Origin of the sequence: Clostridium sp. Cult1 (assembly GCF_021655095.1) — a bacterium.
Lineage (GTDB): Bacteria > Bacillota > Clostridia > Tissierellales > Tepidimicrobiaceae > Schnuerera.
The window spans coordinates 1,976,745-2,000,420 of record NZ_PPXW01000001.1 but is presented as its reverse complement, the minus strand read 5'-3'; the positions used below and the strand labels follow the sequence as shown (position 1 = coordinate 2,000,420).

Here is a 23,676-nt window from a genome sequence, read left to right as displayed (position 1 = left end):
CGTTGGCCACTTTAGCTACAGAAGTTAGACTAGTTAGCTTGGTAAGCTCTTGGCAAATAAAAAATGCTAAACGGTTAGTCATGCGGTGATAGCGAGGTAGAAAGTCATAAGACTCATAAAACCTCTTTCCACAAGAGCAAGCATACCTTCTTTTTCGAAGTACAAGATATGTGTGCTTAAATTGAAAAGGTAAATCCTTAATTGTCTGTTCTCTGTAGTCATGAATTTTTTTAGTTTAGCACCACAAGCAGGGCAAGTATGCTCTTTTGGATCAGTTGTAATGTAGATTTTAACGAAAGAATCCTCATGCGATATTTTAGTTACTTTAACCCCTTTTAAATCTAATAATTGTGTGATAAAATTAGATTGCACTTGTGAATAAACCTCCTTTGTATATTTTTTTTAACCAATTAACATTTTAGCAGGTTTATTTCACGAGTGCATTTTATTTTTAGAAAAAATAAATGTTAGGGTAAATTATTTTCCACCCCAACATTTATTATAGAACCTTTAAGAAAATCCCACCCCAAATATTGACAAAGAGCCAAAAAAAAGACCTACAGAAAACCTCTGTAAGCCTTGATTTCATTTCCTCATGGAAACATATATTTACTTTGGTGCTCCTTCAGGGACTCGAACCCTGGACACCCTGATTAAGAGTCAGGTGCTCTAGCCGACTGAGCTAAAGGAGCAAAATAATACCCAATCAACATTATTTATTATACTACTATTGATTGGGTTTGTCCATACTTTTTTTAAATTATTGACATAAAAGACTCCAGACATATAGCCTGGATTCTTTTACTATTCTTTATATTTTTCATTTAGGAAAAACACTGATAATGTCCCTGGCCCTGAATGAGCGCCTATAGCACATCCTATAACATTTATAATAAAGTTAGTACAGCCAAATTTCTCTTCAATCATCCCTTTCAACTTCATAGCCCCTTCAATATCATCTCCATGATTGATTCCTATAACCTGTTTTTTTAAATCTGCATGGTCTGCCCTTTCTTCCATTATCTCAATCATCCTAGTCAAAACTTTTTTTCGTCCTCTCACCTTTTCTCTTGGCTGTAAAGTACCGTCCTCTGGTATATCTAAAATAGGTTTTATATTCAATAACCCCCCTACAAAAGCTTGAGTACGAGTAACCCTTCCTCCTCTAAATAAATATTCTATATTATCTACTGTAAATATATGTTCAATATGCCTAATATAAAAGTCTAACATTTTTAATATTTCTTCTTTACTTTTCCCTTCCTTAGCCATTTGAGCAGCTTTATGGACTAATAAACCAAAACCTACGGAAGCAGATTTGGAATCTACTATATCTATATTCATATTAGGATATTTATCTTTTAATGAATCCCTCGTTAGTACAGAAGTTTGGTAGGTGCTTGAAAGTCCTGATGAAAAAGCTATGTATATTACATCTTCACCATTTTTAGCATATTCCTCAAATTTTTCTTCAAACATTTTTGGTGGTATTTGTGCTGTTTTATAAACTTGTCCCGCTCTCATATTATCATATAAATCTTTAGGGTCAATAGTCACACCATCTAAATACTCTGTATCATCTTTTATTACTATAATTGGAAGTATATCTATATTGTATTCATCTATTATTTCTCTAGGTAAATCACAAGCGCTATCACTAAGTATCTTTACTGACATAAAAAATCCCTCCTTAAATTATTCCGTATCTATAATATATCATTATAGTACAATTATTAAAACTATAAATGCTTGCATATATTATATATATTTTAAATAGATTATAATACCATGATTAATAAGGGGTGGTTCTATTGAAATTTTTCTTCATACAGAAAAAGATATTGTACTGGATTATAGGTATATTAATAGCTTTGATTGCGCTATCAGTTCTATATTCTTTAATTTAATTATTATTAGTTGAAGCCATTAGTCCTTATGAAAAATGAGCAGATGAATATTATATACTGCTCATTTTTTATCTAGCTGGATACTATAATATTTTTCTATAAGTTTATCTAACTCTACACTAAATTTTAATACTTCATCTTTATTTATGTCTTCTACAACTAAAAGGTTTAATTCTTTTCTTTTAGTTTCAATTTCTGTTTTTAGTTCTTCTAATACCTGTTCGCTACACATCTTCCCCATTCCCTTCAGTCTTATTATTTACATAGTCAAATTAATTGACTCCCCCGTTTTCTAATAAAATTAAGAAAACACTATCATTAATTCTACCATTAGATTAACTATTTTCCAATAAATATTTTAGATTGTCTATATTAATATTTCTAATATTAATTTTATTAGAAAATTTATTTATATATTTCTCCTTCTTTATTCTATTTTATACCATAAAACTTGTCCGCAAAACATATATTATAATGAATATCTACCACTCAAAATAGGTACTAAATTATTTTTTTATAATTATTATATCAAAATAATTTCATAAAATGGGAAAATTATAGATATCAATAATTAAGAACCTTATATAGGGTTCTTAATTATTAATATCTATATATAGCAGCAGCTCCTGTAGCTGAAGGCATTCTTTCCTTTGGTAAAACTACCACTTCACCCTTTGATTTAAATACCATCTCAGCTAAGTCGTCTAAAACATCTCCCACTAGTGGATTTTCTAAATTACCTTCTTCTATCATATTTGTATCTGGATTTATTTTTCCAGGAATTATCCTATTATCCTCTACTAATATAGTTTCAACTCTATTTTCTAAAGCTGCTCTTGCTATTTGGGCTAAATCGTCTGAACCCAAAAATTGAGCTCTAGCATTTTCAAATCTATCTATTAATTTCTTTGTCTTATTTAAGTAAACCGATTCTATTTGCTCCCATGCTTTATCTCTCAATTTAGCTAAACTTAGAGAATCAAAGTCTACCTTAATACCCTCTTCCATTAAATATGGGTTATGACTTAAGTTTTTAAAAACTGTATGATATTCAGGTAAAGCAACCAGCATTAAAGGCAGTTTAGAGGGTTTAGAATACCTATCAAGTACTATTCTATCTACAGATCTAAAAAACCTTTCTATATCGATTTGGATTTCGTCCTTTTTAGAACCATGACCATGAAACATAGCTCTATCTCCTCCACCATAAGAGGCTGCTTTTAAATAGGATTCCGTATATTCATCTCCAAGAACGTCTTTTATAGTTCTAGGTATATCTGCAGGTAACTCTATCTCATCCAAGATATATCTATTACCTTCAAATAACTTAAACTCTTTCCTATTTAATCCTAATAGCTGATAACCATCTGAAGACTGAAACTTTCTTATTAAAGGTTTAATATAAAAGCTATCTGATACTAAGGCCATTTCTTCAACTTTTCTTTGTAGCTTATAGATCACACATTTGTCCTCAACCATCAATATAGCTATACCATCATAACTATGCAACCAAAATTCATTATCTTCTGCTAAGGTATATAACGGTTCCAAAATTGTCTCTATATCTCGTTTTGAATATTCTAGTTTTAGTGATTCCTCTATTTTCTTTACTAAGTTTTTAAACCTAATTATATCCTGTTTTATTTCTGAACTTTGTCTATGGGTAGGTTGATATAAAGATATATAGGGTCCATGACTTTCTGCATTTAGAATTTCATTTGGAAAATCATTAACAATTTTATATAACAATTCAATCCCCCCTAAAATTTGAAATACATCCTTAATTATCTTGTACCCAAAATATTGTTTTTGAACTAGTTTTTAATTTTTCGTAAAAACATTTCATATTTTTAATAATTATATTAAGTTTATTAATGTAATTATTAATATTTTTAAGTTTTGCTATTGACTTTTTAATTTTTTTAACTTATTATTAGATTAAATCCATTATTTAGAAAAATAAATCGATCCTAGGGGGGTTTTTATGACTAATTGTGCAATTGAAGTAAATAATCTAAGAAAAGAATTCGAAATAAAGAAAAAAAATGGTTTTTTACGACGTAATAAGGAAAAAGAAATATTCGTTGCTGTTGATAATGTAAGTTTTAATGTAGCAAAAGGAGAAATATTTGGTTTTTTAGGCCCTAATGGCGCAGGTAAAACTACTACTATTAAAATGATATCTACTTTACTTAGACCAACTTCTGGTACAGCTATTATTAATGGCATTAATTGTGTAGAAAGGCCTAAAGAAGTATTGAAAATTTTAGGTACTGTGTTAGCAGGAGAAAGGAGTACTTATTGGAAACTAACAGGAAGAGAAAACTTAGAATACTTCGCTGCCATGAACGGTATAACTGGGAAAAAAGCCAATTACAAAATAGATTATCTTTTAAAACGATTTAATCTGGATAAGAGAGCAGATGAAACAGTGGAAAAATACTCTACCGGAATGAAACAAAGGGTTGCTTTAGCAAAAGCTTTAATTTCAGATCCAGAAATATTGATTTTAGATGAGCCGACTTCAGGCTTAGATCCCCAATCTGCTCGAAACCTAAGAGAGTTAATTTTGGAAATAAAAGAAGAAGGTAGAACCATATTATTAACCACCCATTATATGGAAGAAGCAGATCAACTAAGTGATAGGATAGCTATAATAGATCATGGTAAAATCATTGCCATGGATACGCCTTATAATTTGAAAAAAAGTTTAAATAAAACTAATGTAATAGTACTAGAGTTAAAAGATTGGAATGATAATATTCAAGGAAAAATCAACGAAATCTCATCCGTTGGAAATATTCGATCAGACTTCAACGACACAACTCAAAGATGGGAGGTTAAAATCCATATTGCTAATGGTTCTGATACTATAAACGATTTAATATCTAATATCATTTCATCAGATAATAAGATTATCAATTTTAGTGTAGAAGAACCTACTTTAGAAGATGTATTTATTGATCTAACAGGAAAATCATTAAGGGAATAGGAGGAATATATTATGAATACTTTCGCCCCTATATTTGCAGTAGTAAAAAAAGAATGGAAGATAATGTTAAGATATCCATCTTGGTTTATTGCACTATTAATATGGCCTATTATATTTCCTTTTGGATATTTATTTACTGCAAAAGCATTATCCGGTGTTGAAGCCAGTTCTTTAGCCCAGTTCCAAACTGTTGCAGGTACTACGGACTATACAACTTATATGTTAATTGGAACCACAGTATGGATGTGGATTAACACTATGCTTTGGTCTTTCGGCTCTAGTTTAAGAATGGAACAAATGAGAGGTACTTTAGAATCCAATTGGCTATGTCCAATACCAAAGATTAGTATATTAATAGGTTATTCTATATCCCAGTTGTTGTCTAGTATAATTTATATGATAGCTTCAATTATAGAATTCAAAATATTTTATAATTTTAAATTCATTGGGAACCCTTTGTTAGCACTGTTCATAATATTAATATCTATACCTGCTGTATATGGAATTGGATTTATCTTTGCATCCTTAGTTTTATGGGCTAAAGAAGCTAATTCAATGGTATTTTTAGTTCGAGGAATTATGACTATATTTTGTGGAATAACCTATCCACTGGCAGTACTGCCTAATTGGATGAGAAAAGTTTCTGAATTTATTCCTGTAACCCATAGCATTAATGCTTTAAGGTCAGTTATTGCATCTGGTGCTACATTGGGGGATATTACCAAAGAAATAAATTTCTTAATAGTATCTGGAATTATCTTAATGATCTTAGGTATATTATCCTTTTTCTACACTCAGAAAAAAGCAAAAACAATTGGTTCTTTAGGACATTATTAGTTTAAGAATTGGAGGGAAATAAAGTGAAATTAATGAACTATTTAATAGCTATGAAAGCAATAATAAAGAAAGATGCAAAAATATTTTTTAGATATCCAGCCAATGCAGTGTTTATAATAGTTGAGCCTATAATGTGGATTACTCCAGTATACTTTCTTTCCAAAGCCTTTCAGATAAATGGTGAAAATATAGGGTTTAGCCAATATTCAGGCACTACGGATTATATGGCTTTCTTGGTAATTGGAAGTATTGTAAGCAGTTTTATAAGTTCAGTATTATGGGGTATGGGATTTTCTTTGAAAAATGAAATGGATGTAGGAGTAATTGAGTCTAATTGGCTTACTCCTATTCCCCTTTGGGCTCAGCTAATAGGAAGGTCTATTTTCTCATTAATTATGACCACCATAAATGCCTTAACTGTAGCCTTTTTAATTTGGATTATGTTTGGATTCAATATAGGAAATGGAATACTTCCAGCAGTATTTACACTTTTACCTATGCTAATAGCTCTATATGGTTTAGGTTTTGGGATTGCTTCTTTAGTACTTATAACTAACAATGCTAATAATATTATAGATATAACCAATTTTTCTTTGAACATGTTATCTGGTGAGTCCTTTCCTATTATAGTATTACCAAGAGTTATAATACCCATATCCTTATCTTTACCTATAACCTATGGCTATGATTCTATAAGAGGGATATTGTTGGGTACGAATACATTGCTACCAATCTATATAGAACAGCTAATTTTGGTTGGATTTATGGTAGTTGGAACATTTTTAGGATACAGAATACTGAATAAAGTAGAAGAACACTGTAGAACTGTAGGAAATATCGGTTTTCATTAATTATATTCCCTAAATATAAAGGCGGTAGGATTATATAAAGCCTACCACTTTTATATTTATAATAATATATCCTTTAATTCAGCTAGAACTTCTCCTGCCTTGCCTATTATCTCAATATCAAAATCATATCCTTTAGCCTGTTCCATATTAATATATACTGTCTTTCCTCTTGTCATATAGGGCATCTGATTTACTGGATATACTTGTAGACTTGTACCTATAACCATTAAAACATCTGAATTTTCCACATCCCTCATGGCCTTCTGCCAAGTATTAGCAGGTAACATTTCTCCAAATAATACTACTCCTGGTCTTAAAGCATTCTTTCCGCATTTATTACAGTTTTTCTTATCTAAAAACTCTTCAATAGAATGGCTCGTATTGCATTCATTGCATCTTATTTCCCTTATATTGCCATGGAGTTCATAAACATTTTTACTCCCTGCAATAGCATGTAATCCTGAAATATTTTGAGTAGCTAGGCTTTTTATATAGCCTTTTTTCTCCAGTTCTGCTAATACATAATGGCCTTCATGGGGAGTAATATTCTCCAAGTTTTTGATTCTGGCTGAATAAAATTCATGGAATAATGGATAATTTTGGTATAAGGCTTCTACAGTGGCTACTTTTTCTGGATCTACTTTATACCATAACCCATCTTTAGATCTAAAGTCTGGAATATTACTTTCCGTATCCATTCCTGCCCCAGTCATCACTACCATATTATTTGAATTATTAATAATATGGGCCAGTTTTTTTATATTATCCTTCATTGAATCAACTCCATTTTTATTCATTCTCATTTTATTATTCTACAACCTAAGGTATTTCCCATTTCCTTTAATGCAAAATTATGAGCCTCTTCATCAAAAGAAGCTACTCCCTCTTCATAAATATTTACTTTATATTCTAAATTCCTAGCATCTGCAGCTGTATAGAGAACACATATATTAGTACATACTCCTACTAAATAGATTTCATTTACTCTTTTTTCCCTTAAATAGAGGTCCAAATCCGTACCAAAAAATGAACTATACCGTCTTTTCCTTATGATTTTATCTTCATCTGTTACAGCTAAATCCTCAATTATCTGGCTACCCTTCGTATTAGCTACACAATGAGGTAAGAACATTTCAAATTCTTTATCATCTTTTTCATGGTTATCGCATATATAGATAATCGGATATCCATTTTTTCTAAATTCATCTGCTTTGGTTTTAATAAATTGGATTATTCCCTTTCCTGCTGATCCTGTAGTCAATGCTCCATCCTCATCTATGAAATCCTTCAACATATCGATGATTAATAATGCTTTCATCTACAACACCCCCATCTTTATGCTTTTAATTATCCCTAAATACAGTATACCATATTAATTATTCTATTTTTTCTCTGAAAATTTCTCTAATAATTCATATTCAATGTCAATGAATAGATTTATTACTTTAATTTTATAAAATTCCCAAAAATATTTCAAAATAAAGTATTGACATTATCCCTTTAAAGTATTATCATATTACCTAATACTAAAAAGCATCGATGGAGAAAAAAATATCCTAACTTAATTACAGAGAGTTGGATTAGGTGAAAACCAACATTAAGGGGATATGTAATATTCACTCCTGAGCTGATTCGTTAAAAGTCTAATCGAGTAGACGAATCCGAAAGCCCATCGTTATAAGGGATAGGACTGTTAGGTCTGAATGAGCGATGACTTTTTGTCATAATAAGGGTGGTACCGCGGATAATAATCTTTCGTCCCTATAAGTATAGTTTAAAGCTATATTTGTAGGAACGAAAGATTTTTTTTACCCAAAATTCAAACCTAACTCCTTTTTTAAAAAATTTTTTGAGGAGGATTTAAATGAAAAGAAGAAAAATTTGGATTTTACTAGCATTTGCATTAACATGTATAACCATCTTATCCGGGTGTAATTCTGAAGATAAAGAATCCATTAGTAGTCCACAGAAAGAAGTGTTTAAAATTGGCATCAGCCAATTAGCGGAACATCCAGCCTTAGAAGATACCAGGAAGGGATTTGAAGATAAGTTAAAGGAGCTAGGAGTAGAAGCTGAAATATATTATCAAAATGCCCAAGGTGATATACCAACTGCAACTAGTATTTCACAAAAATTTGTAAAAGACCAAGTAGATTTAATATTTGCCATTGCAACGCCAGCTGCCCAAGCTGCTAAACAAGCTACTTCAGATATACCCATACTATTTAGCGCTGTAACGGATCCAGAAAAGGCTGAAATAGTAGAAAGTTGGGAAAATGTTGGAAGTAATATAACTGGAACCTCTGACAAGGCGCCAACTGAATCCCAATTAGAAATGTTCAAACAGATTGACCCAAATATTAATACTATAGGTATATTGTATAATACTAGCGAAGCCAACTCAGAAGTTCAAGTAGAAGAAGTAAAAGATATAGCACCTAAACTAGGTTTAGAAGTAGTTACAGTTGGAGTCAGTAATGTAAATGAACTGCCTCAAGCATTAGATTCTATAATAAAAAAAGTGGATGCTTTATATATGATTACAGATAATATGGTTGCTTCTTCCATAGAATTAGTCAGGGAGAAAACCTTAGAAAACAAGATGATAACAGTATCTGCTGAAGAGACCCAAGTAAAGGGTGGGATATTGATTACAAATGGCCTTAGCTATTATGAATTAGGAAAACAAACAGCTCAAATGGCAAAGGAAATACTAGTAGATAAAAAGGATATATCTTCTATACCAGTTAGATTAGCTGCAAAAACCGTTATAACAGTAAATGAAAAAACTTTGGAAGCATTAGGTTTAGATAAAAATTTACCCTTATTTAAGGATAGTATAAAAGTTGGTAATTAAGCTTAAATCTAGGATCATGTAGGAAATGGAGGTTTTGACGATGAATTCATTGATTATGACTTCACTGGAACAAGGACTTATATTTGGAATTCTAGCTATGGGTGTACTTCTAACTTATAAGATATTGGATATTGCAGATCTTTCAGTTGAAGGTACTTTCCCCTTTGGTGCTTTCATATTTGCAAAATTTATATCTATTGGAATCAATCCAATAATTAGTACCCTATTTGCTTTCTTTTTTGGTACCTTAGCAGGATTGTCAACAGCAATTCTTTTTACAAAATTAAAAATTAAACCATTATTGTCAGGAATTTTGACTATGACTATATTATATTCTGTAAATCTCAAAACAAATGGGAAAGCCAATATTCCATTATTTAGTTATAGTTCAGTTTATGATTTAGGATCAACTATTGTCATACTAACAGTATTGATGCTAATAATTAAAATAGCTTTAGATGAATTCTTTAAAACTGAAATAGGTTATTTGTTAATTGCTACTGGCGATAACGAATCCTTAGTAAGGTCCTTAGGTAAAAATAGTAATAGATACAAGGTTCTTGGTCTAATGCTAGCTAATGGTTTAGTAGCCTTAAGTGGCGCTTTAATGGCACAAATGCAAGGTTTTGTAGATATAACCATGGGCAGCTCTATTATAGTGGTAGCTCTTGCCTCTATCATAATTGGAGATACTATAGGTAAGAAGTCAAATAGAATTAAAAATACAACGAGAGCCATTTTAGGAGCTATAATCTATAAACTGATCGGTGGTATAGCCATCGATTTAGGATTAGAACCTTCTGACCTAAAGGCAGTATCGGCAATAATAGTAATAGTATTTTTATCCTATAACAATTTTTTTGCTGATCTAATAGATTTTAGAAAGATTAAAGGTGGGGAGAAATATGCTAAAAATAAAAAACCTATCAAAGAGCTTCAATAGGAATACAGATAATGAATTAAATATATTCAGCAGTTTTAATTTAGAAATAGAAAAAAATAAATGTACCGCAATCATCGGGCCTAATGGTTGTGGCAAAAGTACCCTTCTTAATTTAATAGGTGGAAGTATAAAGGCAGACAAAGGTGAAATAATATTGAATAAAATGGATATTACTAGTTTTCAAGAAGAAGAAAGGGCTTTATATATAGGTCGAGTTTACCAAAATCCATCTATGGGAGTATCCCCTTCCTTAACAATTTTGGAGAACATGGCTTTAGCTGATAAAAAAGGAGAAAGATTTGCTTTAAGAAGACTAATAAAAAAGGATAATATGAATAAATATAAGGAAGTTTTAAAGGATTTAGACCTAGGGTTGGAAAACATACTCCACACTAAAGTAAAGTTTCTATCTGGTGGTCAAAGGCAATCACTATCCTTAATTATGGCCGCAATGAAACATCCTGATTTATTATTACTTGATGAACATACAGCTGCATTAGATCCAAAAACCTCCAATGTAGTGATGAAAAAAACAAAAGATCTAATAGAAAGATATTCTATTACTACTATAATGATATCCCATAATATGAAAGATGCAATAAAGTATTCAGATAGAATAATAATGCTAGATAAGGGATCCATAGTATTGGATAAAAGCAGTAAAGATTTAACGGAAAGTCAATTGATAAAGATATATAGAGAAAAATTGGAGAATATAATTTAGTTAAATATAAGGATAATGGGATACAATTGATAATCCTCTTCTTTTATGGGTATAGTTTTATATAATACCTTTAGGAAAGGTTGGTGAAAAGATGGAAAATTTAACTGCTAAAAAATGTATCCCTTGTAGTATTGGAGCTCCAACTTTAGAACTAGATGAAATCAAAGAATACCATAAATCTTTAAAAGATGGTTGGGAAGTAATAGATAATAAAAAAATAGAAAAAACCTATAGGTTTAAAAATTTTAAAGAAGCACTAGATTTTACTAATAAAGTAGGGAAACTTGCTGAAGATGAAGGCCATCACCCTGATATCTATCTTTCCTGGGGAAAAGTAATCGTTCAACTTTGGACCCATAAAATTGGTGGTCTTCATGAAAATGATTTTATATTAGCTGCAAAAATTGATGAAATTGAAGGATAAGGTAAAGAGGCAACTAGTTTAAACTAGTTGCCTCTCATTTCACACTTCTGCAATAATTACTTTATTCTTTTCTAAGGAACTTTTCACATCGATTATTCTTTGGTTTTCTGAACCTCTAAATTTCAATAATAAACTCTTTTTTTCAATATCAAATTTACCATCTATTAAAATATCCGTCTCGAATAATAATTCCTTCCAACCACTATTTATGTCTATCTCTTTCATTAAATCTTCAAAGGTATATCCAGTATAAGTTACTATATTTAAACCCATTTTTTTGACTTTTTTAGCTAGAATAGCACAACTCTTTCCTTGATGGAAAGGCTCACCTCCGCTTAAAGTTATACCATCTAATAGAGGATCACTTCTTACCATTTCTACTATTTTTTCTATATCCATATAATAACCATTACTGAAAGAATGGGTTTCAGGATTATGGCAACCTATACAGTTGTGAACACATCCTTGAGTAAATATTACCAGCCTTATACCTGGCCCATCGACTATAGACTCTTTTACAATTCCTGCAATTTTTATTTTTCCTTCCATATAAGCACCTCTTATTCATATGAACAGGATAAATGTTTCACTCTATCCCTTTCTTCAGCCCGTTTTGCATCGTTAAATCTATCTAAGGTACCTACTAAATATCCGGTAATTCGTCTAATCCTCTCAAATTTTATATCACCTTCAACTCTACCACATTTAGGGCATGTATCATTTATTATTCCAGTATATCCACAGACTGGATCCCTATCTACTGGATGATTTATTGAACCATAGCCAATCCCTGATTCCTTCATAAATCTTACTACCTTTTCAAAGGCATCTAAGTTCTGTGTAGGATCTCCATCCAGCTCTATATATGTAATATGGCCTGCATTGGTTAATTCATGATAAGGTGCTTCTATACTTATCTTTTCATAAGCTGTAATTTCATAATACACGGGTACGTGAAAACTATTAGTATAGTACTCCCTATCAGTAACCCCTTCAATAGTCCCAAATATTTCTCTATCCATCTTAACAAATCTTCCAGCAGTACCTTCTGCGGGTGTAGCTAAAAGGGTAAAATTCATATTATATTGACTGCTTACATCATCCATTCGCCTTCTCATATGCTGGATTATTTCCAATCCTACTTTTTGGGATTTTTCACTTTCTCCGTGATGGAAACCTGTCAAAGCTTTCAAACATTCAGCTAGTCCTATAAAACCTATAGAAAGAGTTCCATGTTTTAATACTTCCCTTATATAATCATCTTTATTAAGTTTATCTGAATCTATCCAGATTCCCTGTCCCATTAAGAATGGAAAATTGTGTACTTTTTTACTTGCTTGGATTTCAAATCTCTCTATTAATTGTTCTATTATTAGATTCATAGTTTCATCTAATTCTTTATAGAAACTTTCTAAATTCCCTTTGTTTTTAATTCCCAACCTTGGTAGATTAATAGTTGTAAAACTTAAATTGCCTCTTCCATTTACTATTTCCCTAGAAGGATCATAAACATTTCCAATAACTCTTGTTCTACAACCCATATAGGCAATTTCTGTTTCGGGATGGCCTTCTTTATAATATTTAAGATTATAAGGAGCATCAATAAAGGAAAAATTAGGAAATAACCTTTTAGCACTTACTCTACAGGCTAACTTAAATAAATCATAATTAGGATCTCCCTCATTGTAGTTGATACCTTCTTTTATTTTAAATATTTGTATAGGAAAAATAGGAGTCTCACCATTTCCTAGCCCTGCTTCTGTTGCTAGTAGTAAATTCTTCATAGCCATCCTACCCTCTACAGAAGTATCCGTACCATAGTTAATAGAACTAAAAGGTATTTGAGCTCCTGCTCTAGAATGCATAGTATTTAAATTATGCACTAATGCCTCCATTGCCTGATAGGTCCTTATATCTGTATCCTTATAAGCATTCTTTTCTGCAAATTTTTGAATTTTTTCTACAAGTTCTTCATCGTTTAATAATTCATTTAGATATTCTGCTTCTCTTCTCTTATATTCATGATTCTCATTTAAAGTGGGAACAAGATTATATTCTTTCTCTAGAACTTTGAATATATTATTTAGATTATCACTCAAATCTAGATTGTCTACCAATAATTCAACACTTTTAACTAAGTTTTTCCTATAGAATTTAATATAAGTTTTCTTTACTCCCAAAGCCATTCCATAATCAAAATTTGGAATACTTTGACCGCCATGCTGGTCATTTTGGTTGGATTGAATAGCTATACAAGCAAGCGCTGAATAGCTTTGAATATCTTGAGGTTCCCTTAAATATCCATGGCCTGTACTAAAACCACCTTTAAATAATTCTACAATATCTATTTGACAACAAGTAGTCGTTAATGTTAGAAAATCCAAATCATGAATATGAATATCTCCATTTTTGTGGGCTTTGGAGTGAGCTGGGTTTAATACAAATAGGTCATAGAATTGTTTAGCTCCTTCAGAACCGTACTTCAACATAGTCCCCATAGCAGTATTACCATCGATATTTGCATTTTCCCTTTTAATATCCACATCTTTTGCATCCTTAAAAGTTAAGTCTTCATAGACTTTCATAAGCCTAGTATCCATTTCTCTAATCCTAGTTCTTTCGGCCCTATATAATATGTACTCTTTAGCAGTTCTAGCATGACCATTTTCTATAAGTACCTTTTCTACCATATCCTGAATATCTTCTACTTCAGGAGTATTATCCTTGAATTTTTCATTTAAAAGAAATGTCACATTTTCAGCTAATTTTAAAGAAGTGTCATAGTCATGTCCACCAGCAGCTTGAGCTGCTTTAAAAATTGCATTTGCAATCTTTTCTATATTAAAAGGCACTTCTCTACCATCTCTTTTTCTAATTTTTGTAATCAATTTTTTACCCCCTATATACTAGATGTTTTACAATATATTGCACTTCTATATTATCAAACCTCAATATATAGTGTCAATAGATAGAGAAATAAAAAGCATTTTAATGCTTTTGTACTACATTTTTGATTTAGTATAGATTTTAATGTATATTTATATGGAGAAGCATTGAACAACATCACTTATTATATTAAAAATGTAAATATAAATCAATTAAAGAAAGTAAGTTTTAAATAGAAAATGGGAAGCCTAATAAGCTTTGGCTTCCCTATTTATTTTATTGTACTCCTCATAAATTTTTTGCACTTCCATTAGATTAGAATCTAACCCAGTTATTTTTGCTATTCCTTCTTCTATTGGATTATCCTTTAAAATTTTTTGCATTTTAACAGCTTCCTTATCTCCTGGATAATCATAGGAAAGGGCAGCAGCAATACCTTTGATTAAATTTTCGTTTTCCAAACCATATTCAATTGTCCCTTTTAATGGTTTGATTAATCTATCGTTATTACCTAATTTTCGTAAAGGTTGTCTACCTACCCTAGTTACATGATCTTTTAGATAAGGATTAGAAAATCTTCCTAGTATCTTCTGAATGTATTCTTCATGTTTATCCTTTTGAAAACCATGTCTTTTAATTAAAACTTCTCCACTTTCTCTCATAGCACCTAATACTATTTTTTGAATATCCAAATCCATAATGCTATCTCTAATAGTCTCATGATTATTCAAATAACCTAAATAAGCACCAATGGCGTGGCCAGTGTTTAGTGTAAATATTTTCCTTTCTATATATCCTAGTAAATTATCGGTAAGTTCCATGCCTTGTATTCTAGGTATATCACCCTTAAATCCTGTTACATCTGCTACCCATTCACTAAACTCTTCTACCATTACATGAGTAATATTATTTGTTTCCCCCGCCATAGGCGGAACAATCCTATCTACTACACAGTTAATAAATCCTACATAAGTATTGGCAAATTTCTTTTCTTCTTGATCTAAAGACTTTTGAACTTCTACTTTCAAACGATCTGCTGCACCAACTAAATTTTCACAAGGGATAATATTTAAATACTCTGTGTTCTTTTTTTTATATTTTCTTTGTATTCCTTTTGCAATAGTAGGTGCTATTGTTTCTAATACATTTGGCCCAACTGCAGTAGTTAATATGTTTACCTCGCTTATATCATCAATTAACCTTTCATCTAAAGAATATATAGCAGAAATATTTTCTACATCTATCTTTTCAACCTTATCTCCTACTATTTCTACCATGTATTTACTATCCTTATTTAGCGCATCTACTAATTTCCTATTTATATCTGCAAATATTACATGATATCCTGAATTTGATAACAGATATCCAATAAACCCTCTTCCTATGTTTCCTGCACCAAATTGTATTGCCTTTCTCATAACTGTTCCTCCCTCGTAAAAGAGCTATTAATCCACATCTATAATGGATTTATATACTATATCTTTGTCAACTTCCTTAACAATTGCTTCAACTAATTTTTCATTTCCTAGAATTGAAGCTATATTAGACAGTATACTTAAGTGTTCATTATCCTTTCCTGCAATTCCGATTACTAGATAAGCTATATTATCATCTCCGAAATCTATACCCTCTGGAAATTGGAGTATCACTATTCCAGATTTAATAATGCAATTTTTTGAATTCTTATCTCCGTGAGGTATTGCAACACCATTTCCTATATAAGTAGATAATTTTTCCTCTCTTTTATGCATTAAATCTACATAATCGGGTTTTACATAGCCACCATCTACCAATAATTTTCCAGCTAAATCTATTGCTTCTTTTTTGCTAGTACTTTCTAAACCTAATAGAATATTCTCCTTTTTTAATATATTATTTAACTCTGCAGAATAATTAGTTTCTCTTTTTTCATCTTTCTTCATTGGCTTTTTTTTTACTAATTCTGTAACTAGTTCATCATATATAGGAGTAGATACAAAGTCGTCTATAGATATATGCCTTTTGCCTGGAGCTTTCCTTTTAGCCCTATCTGTTAGGTTTTTATGAGTGATAATTACATCTGCATCATTTGGAATATCTTCAATGGCACAATTTATTACTCCTATATCTAAACCCGCCTTTTTTATCCTATCCTTTAATAAACTTGCACCCATTGCACTAGAACCCATTCCTGCGTCACAAGCAAATATTATTTTATTAATATTATCATCTAATCGAACCTTATCTTCTTTATTTTTTAACTCTTTCATTTTTTGTGTAGCCTTTTCCAGTTCTTCTTCATCTAAATCTTTACTAGATGATTTAACAAAAATAGATGCTACTAGAAAAGATACAGCAATAGAAATCAATACTCCAAATAATACTCCAATAAAGCTTCCTTTAGGAGTCATAGCTAATAATGCAAATATGCTTCCTGGTGAAGGTGTGGCAACTAACCCTGCATTGAAAATACTAAATACAAGAACTCCACTAGCACCTCCTGCAATAACTGCAAGTATTAATGCTGGATTCATTAATACATATGGAAAATAAATTTCATGTATACCTCCAAGGAAATGGATAATAATTGCACTAGGTGTAGATTGTTTCACAGATTTTTTGCCAAACATCAAATAAGCTAATAGAATCCCTAATCCTGGTCCTGGATTTGTTTCAATTAAGAAAAATATTGACTTCCCTACTTCTTGTGCTTCTTGCATCCCTATAGGTCCTAACACTCCATGGTTTATTGCATTATTTAAAAATAGTATCTTTGCGGGTTCAACAAATATTGATGACAATGGTAATAAACCTGCATTTACAATGGCATTTACCGCATTCCCTAATGCAGTATTAAGAGCTGATACTACAGGCCCTATTGCCAAATATGCAACTATAGCCAATATCATTCCTATAATTCCTGCTGAAAAGTTATTAATTAGCATTTCAAAGCCAGTTTTAATTCTGCCTTCTATATTTTCATCAAACTTCTTAATTACATAGCCTCCTAATGGCCCCATAATCATGGCTCCTAAAAACATAGGTATATCTACGCCTACAATCACCCCCATGGTTGCTACAGCACCAACTACTCCACCTCTCGTGCCACCAATCATCTTGCCTCCAGTATAGCCTATTAAAAGAGGAAGTAGAAAGTTAATCATAGGATCCACTAAAGCTGCTAGTCTTTCATTAGGAATCCATCCTGCTGGAATAAACAATGCCGTTATAAGTCCCCAAGCTATAAATGCACCGATATTAGGCATTACCATTCCACTTAAAAACCTACCAAAATTTTGTACCTTTACCTTAAAGCTATTGTCCTTCTTTGCATAAGATTCTGTCATTTTATTTCCCCCTTCATTTTATATTGTTATAAAAACTCTCTAATATATTGTTTAGATTTCTATAAACTTCTTCCATTTCAATTGTTTTTATTAACTCCCCTTTAAAAATACTTTGAGTTATATAACTCATTACCTCAATATATTCAGCATCAATATCCTTGGGAGCTAGTAATATAGCTGCTGTTTTTATAGTTTTATCGCTAATTATTAGCGGTTTTAGTAGGTTAAATATTCCTATTTGTAGTTCTTCTACTTCTTTAGTCCTGCAGTGAAAGATTGCTGTATTTGATTCTTCCAATATAACTTGCCCTAATTTTTCTCTTTCCAGAATATCTCTTTTCAAATTATTAAAACCTGACTGATTGGCAGTATAAGTTTTACTTATTTTATCAATCAGCTCTTTATAATTATTTACCATTACTTCATGGTATCTATAATTATCTAGTACTTGAATGATTGCTCTAGAATAGTTTATTTGCTTTGTCAATAACTGTTTCAACCCTTTTTCTTCTATATTTTCATTTTTTATTTCTTTATTCCCTAAAGGTATTTTAGTCATAATGGTCTTTATTTTATCTTTATCCTCTTCCAACAATAGAGGATTTACTAAAATCCAATGAACCTTTTTTACATTTATAGGAACCGTTGTTATTATAAAATCACATCTGCTGAAATCATATTTATTGGCCTCTAGTGCAGATACTGTATCCATTACCTCAATATTAAAAAATTCATTGCTTATTTTGGTGGATAATAATCTAGAAGCTCCAATTCCACTTGGACATATTACAACTACCTTATAAATATAATTATTAACTCTTTCCAATGCGCCACCGATATGAAGTGCTATGTATCCAACTTCAGCGTCTGGGACTTTTACATTAAACTCTTTTTCAATTATAGAAGAAGCCTTTTTAGACAAGTTAAAGATTTGTGGATAGTTTTCCATTATTTCGTTTAATAAAGGATTTCTTATTTCCATTCCCATTATCATTCTTTTAATTGCAGGTTCTAGATGAATAGCTAAATTAACTAAAATCTTATCATCTTGTAGTAAATAAGTATTTGATTCCTTTTGAACATATTCAATCAAAGCCTTTGATGTTTCTATTATCTGGTAATTGTCTATTAGGAAATCGTTTAGATCGCTGTTTTTATAATCAAAATATTTTTTAGACCCTAACAAATGCATAGTAATATAGCCTATTTCATCATCTGGCATATTAATTCCAAAGCTATTTTCAATTTCATTAGCTAATCCCCTTGCCATATTAAATTCTTTCTTTTTCTTAAGATTATTTAAATGCTGCTCCCTCATATAAATCTTATCACCATTTTTTATGCGTTCTACTACTAAAGCTAAATGGACGATTAAAGCTACATATTGACTATCGTTCAACACTAATTTTTTATCATTCTCAAAATAATGGACAACCTTTTCCACTTCACTAATAGTATCTTTATCTATCATATTTAATAATTTATTTTTAGTACTAAGCCTTATTGATTTATTAATAATATTTTTATTTTGTATAGCATTTCCGAGTATTTCTAATAATTGGTTTTGGTAATTGTTTTCATATATTATATTAATTATTAGTCTTCTTAAATTGGATTCTTCTCCTTCAATATACACCCCTACCCCTGGTCTTCTTATTAACCTTATATTATATTGACAAAGAATATCTTCAACTTTATCTAAATCAAAACTTATAGTGCCTTCAGTAACATTTAAATCAGATTTAAACTTATACATCTTAATAGGTTCTTTGCCTTTTAGTAATTCTATTAAAATATATAGTTGTCTTTCTTCTGGTGTATATTTTTTTTCAAATGTTTCTTCATTTATTAACTGTTTAAGTCTATTTTTTTCATTTAAATCCCCTTCAATTTCTACACCATATCCGGGTTTTGTAATAAGCTTAAATCCATGCTTTATTAAGTAATCTTCTATTTCTGTCATCTTACGTTTAACAGTTCTTGAGCTAACATTTAGTTTATTACCAATATAGCTCATAGTTAAAGGTTCTTTACTCTCTGCAAGCATAGTCAATATTCCCTTGCTACGCCTATCTAATAGTATTGTTTTCACCCCCTTCGAGAAAATTTCTTGAAATATTTACCACTATCTTTAATATCATAATACCCCATAACCCTCAGTATTACAAAGGTTAGTTAATGCTAACTTGTCAGTATTGAATAGTGACATAGTTAAACAATGCTTACAATTTTATCTACTTGGTAATTTCCTCTTATTCTAATAAAATTCATGGAAGTCTTTGACTTATTCTGGTTTATAATGTATATTCATTTACAGGGATATAATAATGTATAAAGGAGAGATATTTTGAAAGCTGTAATTTTTGATATGGATGGAGTAATTATTGATAGTGAACCATTGCATTTTGAATTGGAAGTGGAGTTGTTAGAAGAACTTGGAGGCAAAATCACCAAAGAAGAGCATAAATCCTTTGTAGGTACTACAGACTATCATATGTGGAATACTTTTAAAGACAAATTTAATCTAAAACCTTCCGTAGAAGAAATGGTTGAGATGAAGAAAAAAAGGTTTTTAGAAAACATTGATAAAGTGCAGTTAATAGATAATTTTAAAGAATTTATGTTAGCTCTATATGATGAAGGATATCCTATGGCCTTGGCCTCATCAAATAATAAGAAAGCAGTAGATGCTATTGTAAAAAAATTTAGTTTAGATAAATATTTAAAATTCTTTATAAGTGGTGAAGAAGTGAACAAAGGAAAACCAAACCCAGAAATATTTTTAACTGTAGCTGAAAAGATGAAAGTAGAACCATCTTACTGTTTAGTCATAGAAGACGCCAAAAATGGTGTAAAAGCAGCAAAAGGGGCTGGAATGAAATGCATTGGTCTTCAAAGCCCAAACTCTGGCAACCAAGATCTGTCTGAAGCAGATTTAGTAGTAAATAATTTTAAAGAATTAGATTTAAATCTTATTAAAAACCTATTTAAATAAGAGTTCTCTTTTTTGTTCAAAAGAAAGTCCCAACCAATACCCTGCCTTCTTTGCAAGGGAAATTCAGGTTGGACCTAGACAAAAAGAGAACTTTTTAAAATGTACCTATAGTATAATTAGGCATTTAAATCTATATGACAATATCCATTTGGATTCTTCTTTAGATACTTTTGGTGATATTCTTCTGCTTCGTAGAAGACCCTTAACGGTTCTACTTCTGTAACTATAGGTTTATCATATTTGATTTTTTGTTCTTCAAAAGTTTTCATTATAGTTGGTAGATCCGATTCATCTATATAATATATTCCTGTCCTATATTGACTACCTATATCTGGCCCTTGCCTATTTAATAATGTTGGATTAATTATTTTCCAAAACCTATTGAGTAAATCCTCTAAGGATAATATATTTTCATCATATTTAATATAACAAGCCTCTGCATGCCCAGTAATATTAGTGCATACTTCTTCATAGGTAGGATTTTCAGTAGTACCATTTGCATAACCAACTGTCGTTTCTTTTATGCCATCAATTCTTGACATATATTCTTCTACTCCCCAAAAGCATCCTCCTGCTAATACAATCTCTTTCATTTTTTCAACTCCTTTGTTCTTAATAATTACTTGGCTATACCAAACTTAGAAAAAGGATAAATACGAATAATAGCTTTCCCCATCACATCATCTATATCCACTAATCCAAGCTCTTTATTCCTACTGTCAAAGCTATTTCCCCTATTGTCTCCCATAACAAATATTTTATCTTCTGGGATCTTCTCTATTCTTAAATCGCCAAAGGTTTCATTCCCTCTAATATAATCTTCCTTTAGTTCATAGCCATTCAAAAAAACTTTACCTTCTTCAATTATTAAGCTATCTCCTTCTGTAGCTATTACTCTCTTTACCAGTTTTTTAGTCTTCCCTACTTTCCATTTGCTTATAGGATTTAATCCTTCTAAGTCTTGGGGAGTAATTTCTAAGTCCGTATTAATTATTACAATATCACCATTGCTAATGTTCTTGCTATTAAACATTACTAATATATCACCTTGATTCAAAGTAGGGTTCATAGAACTACCATGAACCTTTGTCCCCCCTATGAAGGAAGTAAAGATAAAACCTAATATTAAAGCTATGCCTATAGATTTTATCCATTCTTTAATTTCATTCTTCATATTATCTTCTCCTTAAATTTAATTATAAATACAACTAGAAATTCTATATTGACAATAGGTTCATAAACCAAGGAATTAAAAATACGCTAATAACACCGGCAAGACCTATTGATAGTGAAGCTAAGGCGCCTTCTGTCTCTCCCATTTCCATTGCCTTCGCCGTCCCTAAAGCATGGGAAGCGGTTCCCAAGGCTACTCCTTTTGAAACTTTATCATCTATTTTAAATAATCTTAAAATACTTTCTCCAATAAAATTTCCCCCTATTCCAGCCACTGCTGTAAAAGCTACAGCAAGAGTAGGCAATCCTCCTATTTGGTTTGCTATTTCCATGGAAATAGCTGTAGTAGTAGATTTTGGAAACATAGAAACCATAATCCTATGGTCTATTTCTAAAAACTTACTCAATAAAAGTATAGTGAAAAGTCCAGCCAAGCTCCCTACAATTATTCCAATTAATATAGACAGCCATCTTTCTTTTAGCAATTTAATATTTTTATACAATGGTACTGCTAAAACTACTGTAGCAGGTGCAATGAAAAAGCTTATAATACTACCGCCTTTATTATAAGTTTCATAGTCTATATCAAAATACAATAGGAAACTTATTATAATTATTCCAGATAGAAGCAAAGGATTGAAAATAGCTATTTTACTTTTCTTGTTTATGTATATTCCAATAATAAATACAACTATTGATAAAGTCATACCAAATAGTGGAGTATCCAAATACAATGCCATGTTTTATGCTCCTTTCCTGTGTTTGTTTACTATATGCTTATCTAAAAATTGAATAGTTAATCCTGTAACTACCATTACGACGATAGTAGATATAAATAATATAATCAACAAATAAACCCAAATACCTTTTACTTTATCAAATAAATTCATAATTCCTACAACGGAAGGTACAAAAAATAGTGTTAAATGCTTTAACAATACATCTGATATTTTTTCGATCCTTTCTATCTTTAAAACCCTAGTAATTAGTAATAACAGTAGAATTATCATCCCTAATATGGTTCCTGGTACTGGTATATTATATTTCTGCTGTAAAACTTGACCTATAAAAAGTATTATTAATATAAGGCTAAATTCTTTTAAAGTTTTCAATATATCACTCCTATTATTCTTCCTATTTTATTATAAAATCTATAACAGTATTTTAAAAGAAGAAGAAGGTTGCTGAGCAACCCCCTATGTAGCATTTTAAAACGGTGCGTATCCCTGTTCTGCCCACCAATCTTCTTTATACATATTATACTGTTCAGTAAATTGTTCTAAATGGACTTGTTCCCATTTTACTAATAAATCGTATAACTCCTTTGCTGTTTCAATTTCAGTCTTAGCCTTTGCTGCTTCATAAAAATCAATAGAAGCTTTTTCCATCTGCATACCGATACCAAAAACTGACATTGCTAAACTTACATATTCTTTATCTACCTTTTCCCAGGTGTAAATTCCTGGGGAAGGTGGCATATCCTCGAAAGCTAATTTTATATCGTCATCATTACTATTTTTTATTTTCTCAAATAATGCCTCTAAATAACCTACATGCTTTAATTCTTCATTGGCTAGCTCCATGAAAGCCCCTTTACTATCACTAGTACCTGCTTGATTCGCAGCCATTCGATAAAACTCATAGCCTTCTATTTCGTTTAAAATAGCTTGTTTAATAATACTTAATTCTTCCTTTAACATATTATCCCCCTTTTTTTGTTTTTCTGTTATATTTAATTTACCCTTACCAACTAGAAGAAAA

The 23,676-nt window shown here is 30.8% G+C and carries 24 protein-coding genes, 1 tRNA gene and 1 other annotated feature; of the genes, 8 read left to right on the top strand and 17 right to left on the bottom strand.

All coding sequences use genetic code 11. The features are described from left to right. The 5 genes from C3E89_RS13525 to C3E89_RS09955 form a co-directional block, all read right to left on the bottom strand. Nucleotides 1-226 (bottom strand): transposase family protein (locus tag C3E89_RS13525; RefSeq protein ID WP_442870616.1); only part of this gene is annotated, 226 nt, incomplete at its 3' end. Between the two features lie 389 nt (nt 227-615). Continuing rightward, nucleotides 616-692: transfer RNA gene (locus tag C3E89_RS09970), tRNA-Lys, on the bottom strand. Between the two features lie 112 nt (nt 693-804). Further along, complete coding sequence (locus C3E89_RS09965; protein ID WP_236912633.1) at nt 805-1,677, bottom strand: DegV family protein; 873 nt, start codon at nt 1,675-1,677, stop codon at nt 805-807. Between the two features lie 291 nt (nt 1,678-1,968). Beyond that, nucleotides 1,969-2,148: an aspartyl-phosphate phosphatase Spo0E family protein gene (locus C3E89_RS09960; RefSeq protein ID WP_236912628.1), complete on the bottom strand. Its 180-nt coding sequence runs from the start codon at nt 2,146-2,148 to the stop codon at nt 1,969-1,971. A gap of 359 nt (nt 2,149-2,507) precedes the next feature. Continuing rightward, a complete protein-coding gene (locus C3E89_RS09955; protein WP_236912626.1) occupies nt 2,508-3,656 on the bottom strand; it encodes a baeRF3 domain-containing protein in 1,149 nt (382 codons plus the stop codon). Between the two features lie 235 nt (nt 3,657-3,891). Here C3E89_RS09955 and C3E89_RS09950 point away from each other — a divergent pair, with 235 nt between their 5' ends. Genes C3E89_RS09950 through C3E89_RS09940 form a run of 3 tightly spaced genes read left to right on the top strand, consistent with a single transcriptional unit; the run spans nt 3,892 to nt 6,587 of the window. Continuing rightward, entirely contained in the window at nt 3,892-4,899 is a 1,008-nt protein-coding gene (locus C3E89_RS09950) for an ABC transporter ATP-binding protein (protein ID WP_236912622.1), read from the top strand. A gap of 12 nt (nt 4,900-4,911) precedes the next feature. After that, nucleotides 4,912-5,736 carry an ABC transporter permease gene (locus C3E89_RS09945; protein WP_236912619.1) on the top strand — a complete coding sequence of 275 codons (825 nt, stop codon included), beginning with the start codon at nt 4,912-4,914 and terminating at the stop codon, nt 5,734-5,736. 32 nt (nt 5,737-5,768) lie between these two features. Then, entirely contained in the window at nt 5,769-6,587 is an 819-nt protein-coding gene (locus tag C3E89_RS09940) for an ABC transporter permease (RefSeq protein WP_236913467.1), read from the top strand. Nucleotides 6,588-6,643: 56 nt separating this feature from the next. Here the strand turns inward: C3E89_RS09940 and C3E89_RS09935 are convergent, their stop codons facing one another. Both C3E89_RS09935 and C3E89_RS09930 read right to left on the bottom strand, forming a co-directional pair. Next, on the bottom strand, nt 6,644-7,360 hold the full coding sequence (locus C3E89_RS09935) for an SIR2 family NAD-dependent protein deacylase (protein WP_236912614.1): 717 nt from the start codon (nt 7,358-7,360) through the stop codon (nt 6,644-6,646). Nucleotides 7,361-7,386: 26 nt separating this feature from the next. Next, the gene (locus C3E89_RS09930) at nt 7,387-7,905 is read right to left on the bottom strand and encodes a cysteine hydrolase family protein (protein ID WP_236912611.1); all 519 of its coding nucleotides are present in this window, start codon (nt 7,903-7,905) and stop codon (nt 7,387-7,389) included. 209 nt (nt 7,906-8,114) lie between these two features. Next, nucleotides 8,115-8,353: a binding site (T-box leader), on the top strand. Nucleotides 8,354-8,451: 98 nt separating this feature from the next. Here C3E89_RS09930 and C3E89_RS09925 point away from each other — a divergent pair. The 4 genes from C3E89_RS09925 to C3E89_RS09910 all read left to right on the top strand — a co-directional run bounded on the left by C3E89_RS09925 (nt 8,452) and on the right by C3E89_RS09910 (nt 11,535). Further along, nucleotides 8,452-9,444 (top strand): ABC transporter substrate-binding protein, encoded by a 993-nt coding sequence (locus tag C3E89_RS09925; protein ID WP_236912609.1) that lies wholly within the window; start codon nt 8,452-8,454, stop codon nt 9,442-9,444. Nucleotides 9,445-9,484: 40 nt separating this feature from the next. Then, nucleotides 9,485-10,387, top strand: a complete 903-nt coding sequence (locus tag C3E89_RS09920) for an ABC transporter permease (protein WP_236912606.1) — start codon at nt 9,485-9,487, stop codon at nt 10,385-10,387. Next, nucleotides 10,350-11,111, top strand: coding sequence for an ABC transporter ATP-binding protein (locus tag C3E89_RS09915; protein WP_236912604.1), 762 nt, complete (start codon nt 10,350-10,352; stop codon nt 11,109-11,111). The genes C3E89_RS09920 and C3E89_RS09915 overlap by 38 nt, the downstream gene beginning before the upstream one ends. Nucleotides 11,112-11,202: 91 nt before the next feature. Beyond that, on the top strand, nt 11,203-11,535 hold the full coding sequence (locus tag C3E89_RS09910) for a 4a-hydroxytetrahydrobiopterin dehydratase (protein WP_236912601.1): 333 nt from the start codon (nt 11,203-11,205) through the stop codon (nt 11,533-11,535). 39 nt (nt 11,536-11,574) lie between these two features. On the opposite strand, the gene nrdG is transcribed toward C3E89_RS09910, so the two are convergent. The 5 genes from nrdG to C3E89_RS13450 form a co-directional block, all read right to left on the bottom strand. Beyond that, a complete protein-coding gene (gene nrdG / locus C3E89_RS09905) occupies nt 11,575-12,084 on the bottom strand; it encodes an anaerobic ribonucleoside-triphosphate reductase activating protein (RefSeq protein ID WP_236912599.1) in 510 nt (169 codons plus the stop codon). Nucleotides 12,085-12,095: 11 nt separating this feature from the next. Next, on the bottom strand, nt 12,096-14,423 hold the full coding sequence (locus C3E89_RS09900; RefSeq protein WP_236912597.1) for an anaerobic ribonucleoside triphosphate reductase: 2,328 nt from the start codon (nt 14,421-14,423) through the stop codon (nt 12,096-12,098). 246 nt (nt 14,424-14,669) lie between these two features. Further along, nucleotides 14,670-15,839, bottom strand: coding sequence for a mannitol-1-phosphate 5-dehydrogenase (locus tag C3E89_RS09895; RefSeq protein ID WP_236912592.1), 1,170 nt, complete (start codon nt 15,837-15,839; stop codon nt 14,670-14,672). 27 nt (nt 15,840-15,866) lie between these two features. Beyond that, a complete protein-coding gene (locus tag C3E89_RS09890; protein WP_236912589.1) occupies nt 15,867-17,747 on the bottom strand; it encodes a PTS mannitol transporter subunit IICBA in 1,881 nt (626 codons plus the stop codon). Between the two features lie 13 nt (nt 17,748-17,760). Next, the gene (locus tag C3E89_RS13450; protein ID WP_236912586.1) at nt 17,761-19,839 is read right to left on the bottom strand and encodes a BglG family transcription antiterminator; all 2,079 of its coding nucleotides are present in this window, start codon (nt 19,837-19,839) and stop codon (nt 17,761-17,763) included. A gap of 255 nt (nt 19,840-20,094) precedes the next feature. On the opposite strand from C3E89_RS13450, the gene C3E89_RS09880 reads away from it, so the two are divergent. Next, a complete protein-coding gene (locus C3E89_RS09880) occupies nt 20,095-20,742 on the top strand; it encodes an HAD family hydrolase (protein WP_236912583.1) in 648 nt (215 codons plus the stop codon). A gap of 116 nt (nt 20,743-20,858) precedes the next feature. On the opposite strand, the gene msrA is transcribed toward C3E89_RS09880, so the two are convergent. From msrA to C3E89_RS09855, 5 genes are all read right to left on the bottom strand, one after another. Next, the gene (gene msrA / locus C3E89_RS09875) at nt 20,859-21,335 is read right to left on the bottom strand and encodes a peptide-methionine (S)-S-oxide reductase MsrA (protein ID WP_236912581.1); all 477 of its coding nucleotides are present in this window, start codon (nt 21,333-21,335) and stop codon (nt 20,859-20,861) included. 26 nt (nt 21,336-21,361) lie between these two features. Continuing rightward, the gene (gene lepB, locus C3E89_RS09870; RefSeq protein ID WP_236912578.1) at nt 21,362-21,916 is read right to left on the bottom strand and encodes a signal peptidase I; all 555 of its coding nucleotides are present in this window, start codon (nt 21,914-21,916) and stop codon (nt 21,362-21,364) included. Between the two features lie 43 nt (nt 21,917-21,959). Further along, on the bottom strand, nt 21,960-22,655 hold the full coding sequence (locus tag C3E89_RS09865; RefSeq protein ID WP_236912575.1) for an LrgB family protein: 696 nt from the start codon (nt 22,653-22,655) through the stop codon (nt 21,960-21,962). Between the two features lie 3 nt (nt 22,656-22,658). Further along, complete coding sequence (locus tag C3E89_RS09860) at nt 22,659-23,027, bottom strand: CidA/LrgA family protein (protein WP_236912572.1); 369 nt, start codon at nt 23,025-23,027, stop codon at nt 22,659-22,661. Between the two features lie 96 nt (nt 23,028-23,123). Beyond that, nucleotides 23,124-23,615 carry a ferritin-like domain-containing protein gene (locus tag C3E89_RS09855; protein WP_236912570.1) on the bottom strand — a complete coding sequence of 164 codons (492 nt, stop codon included), beginning with the start codon at nt 23,613-23,615 and terminating at the stop codon, nt 23,124-23,126. Nucleotides 23,616-23,676 lie beyond the last annotated feature (61 nt).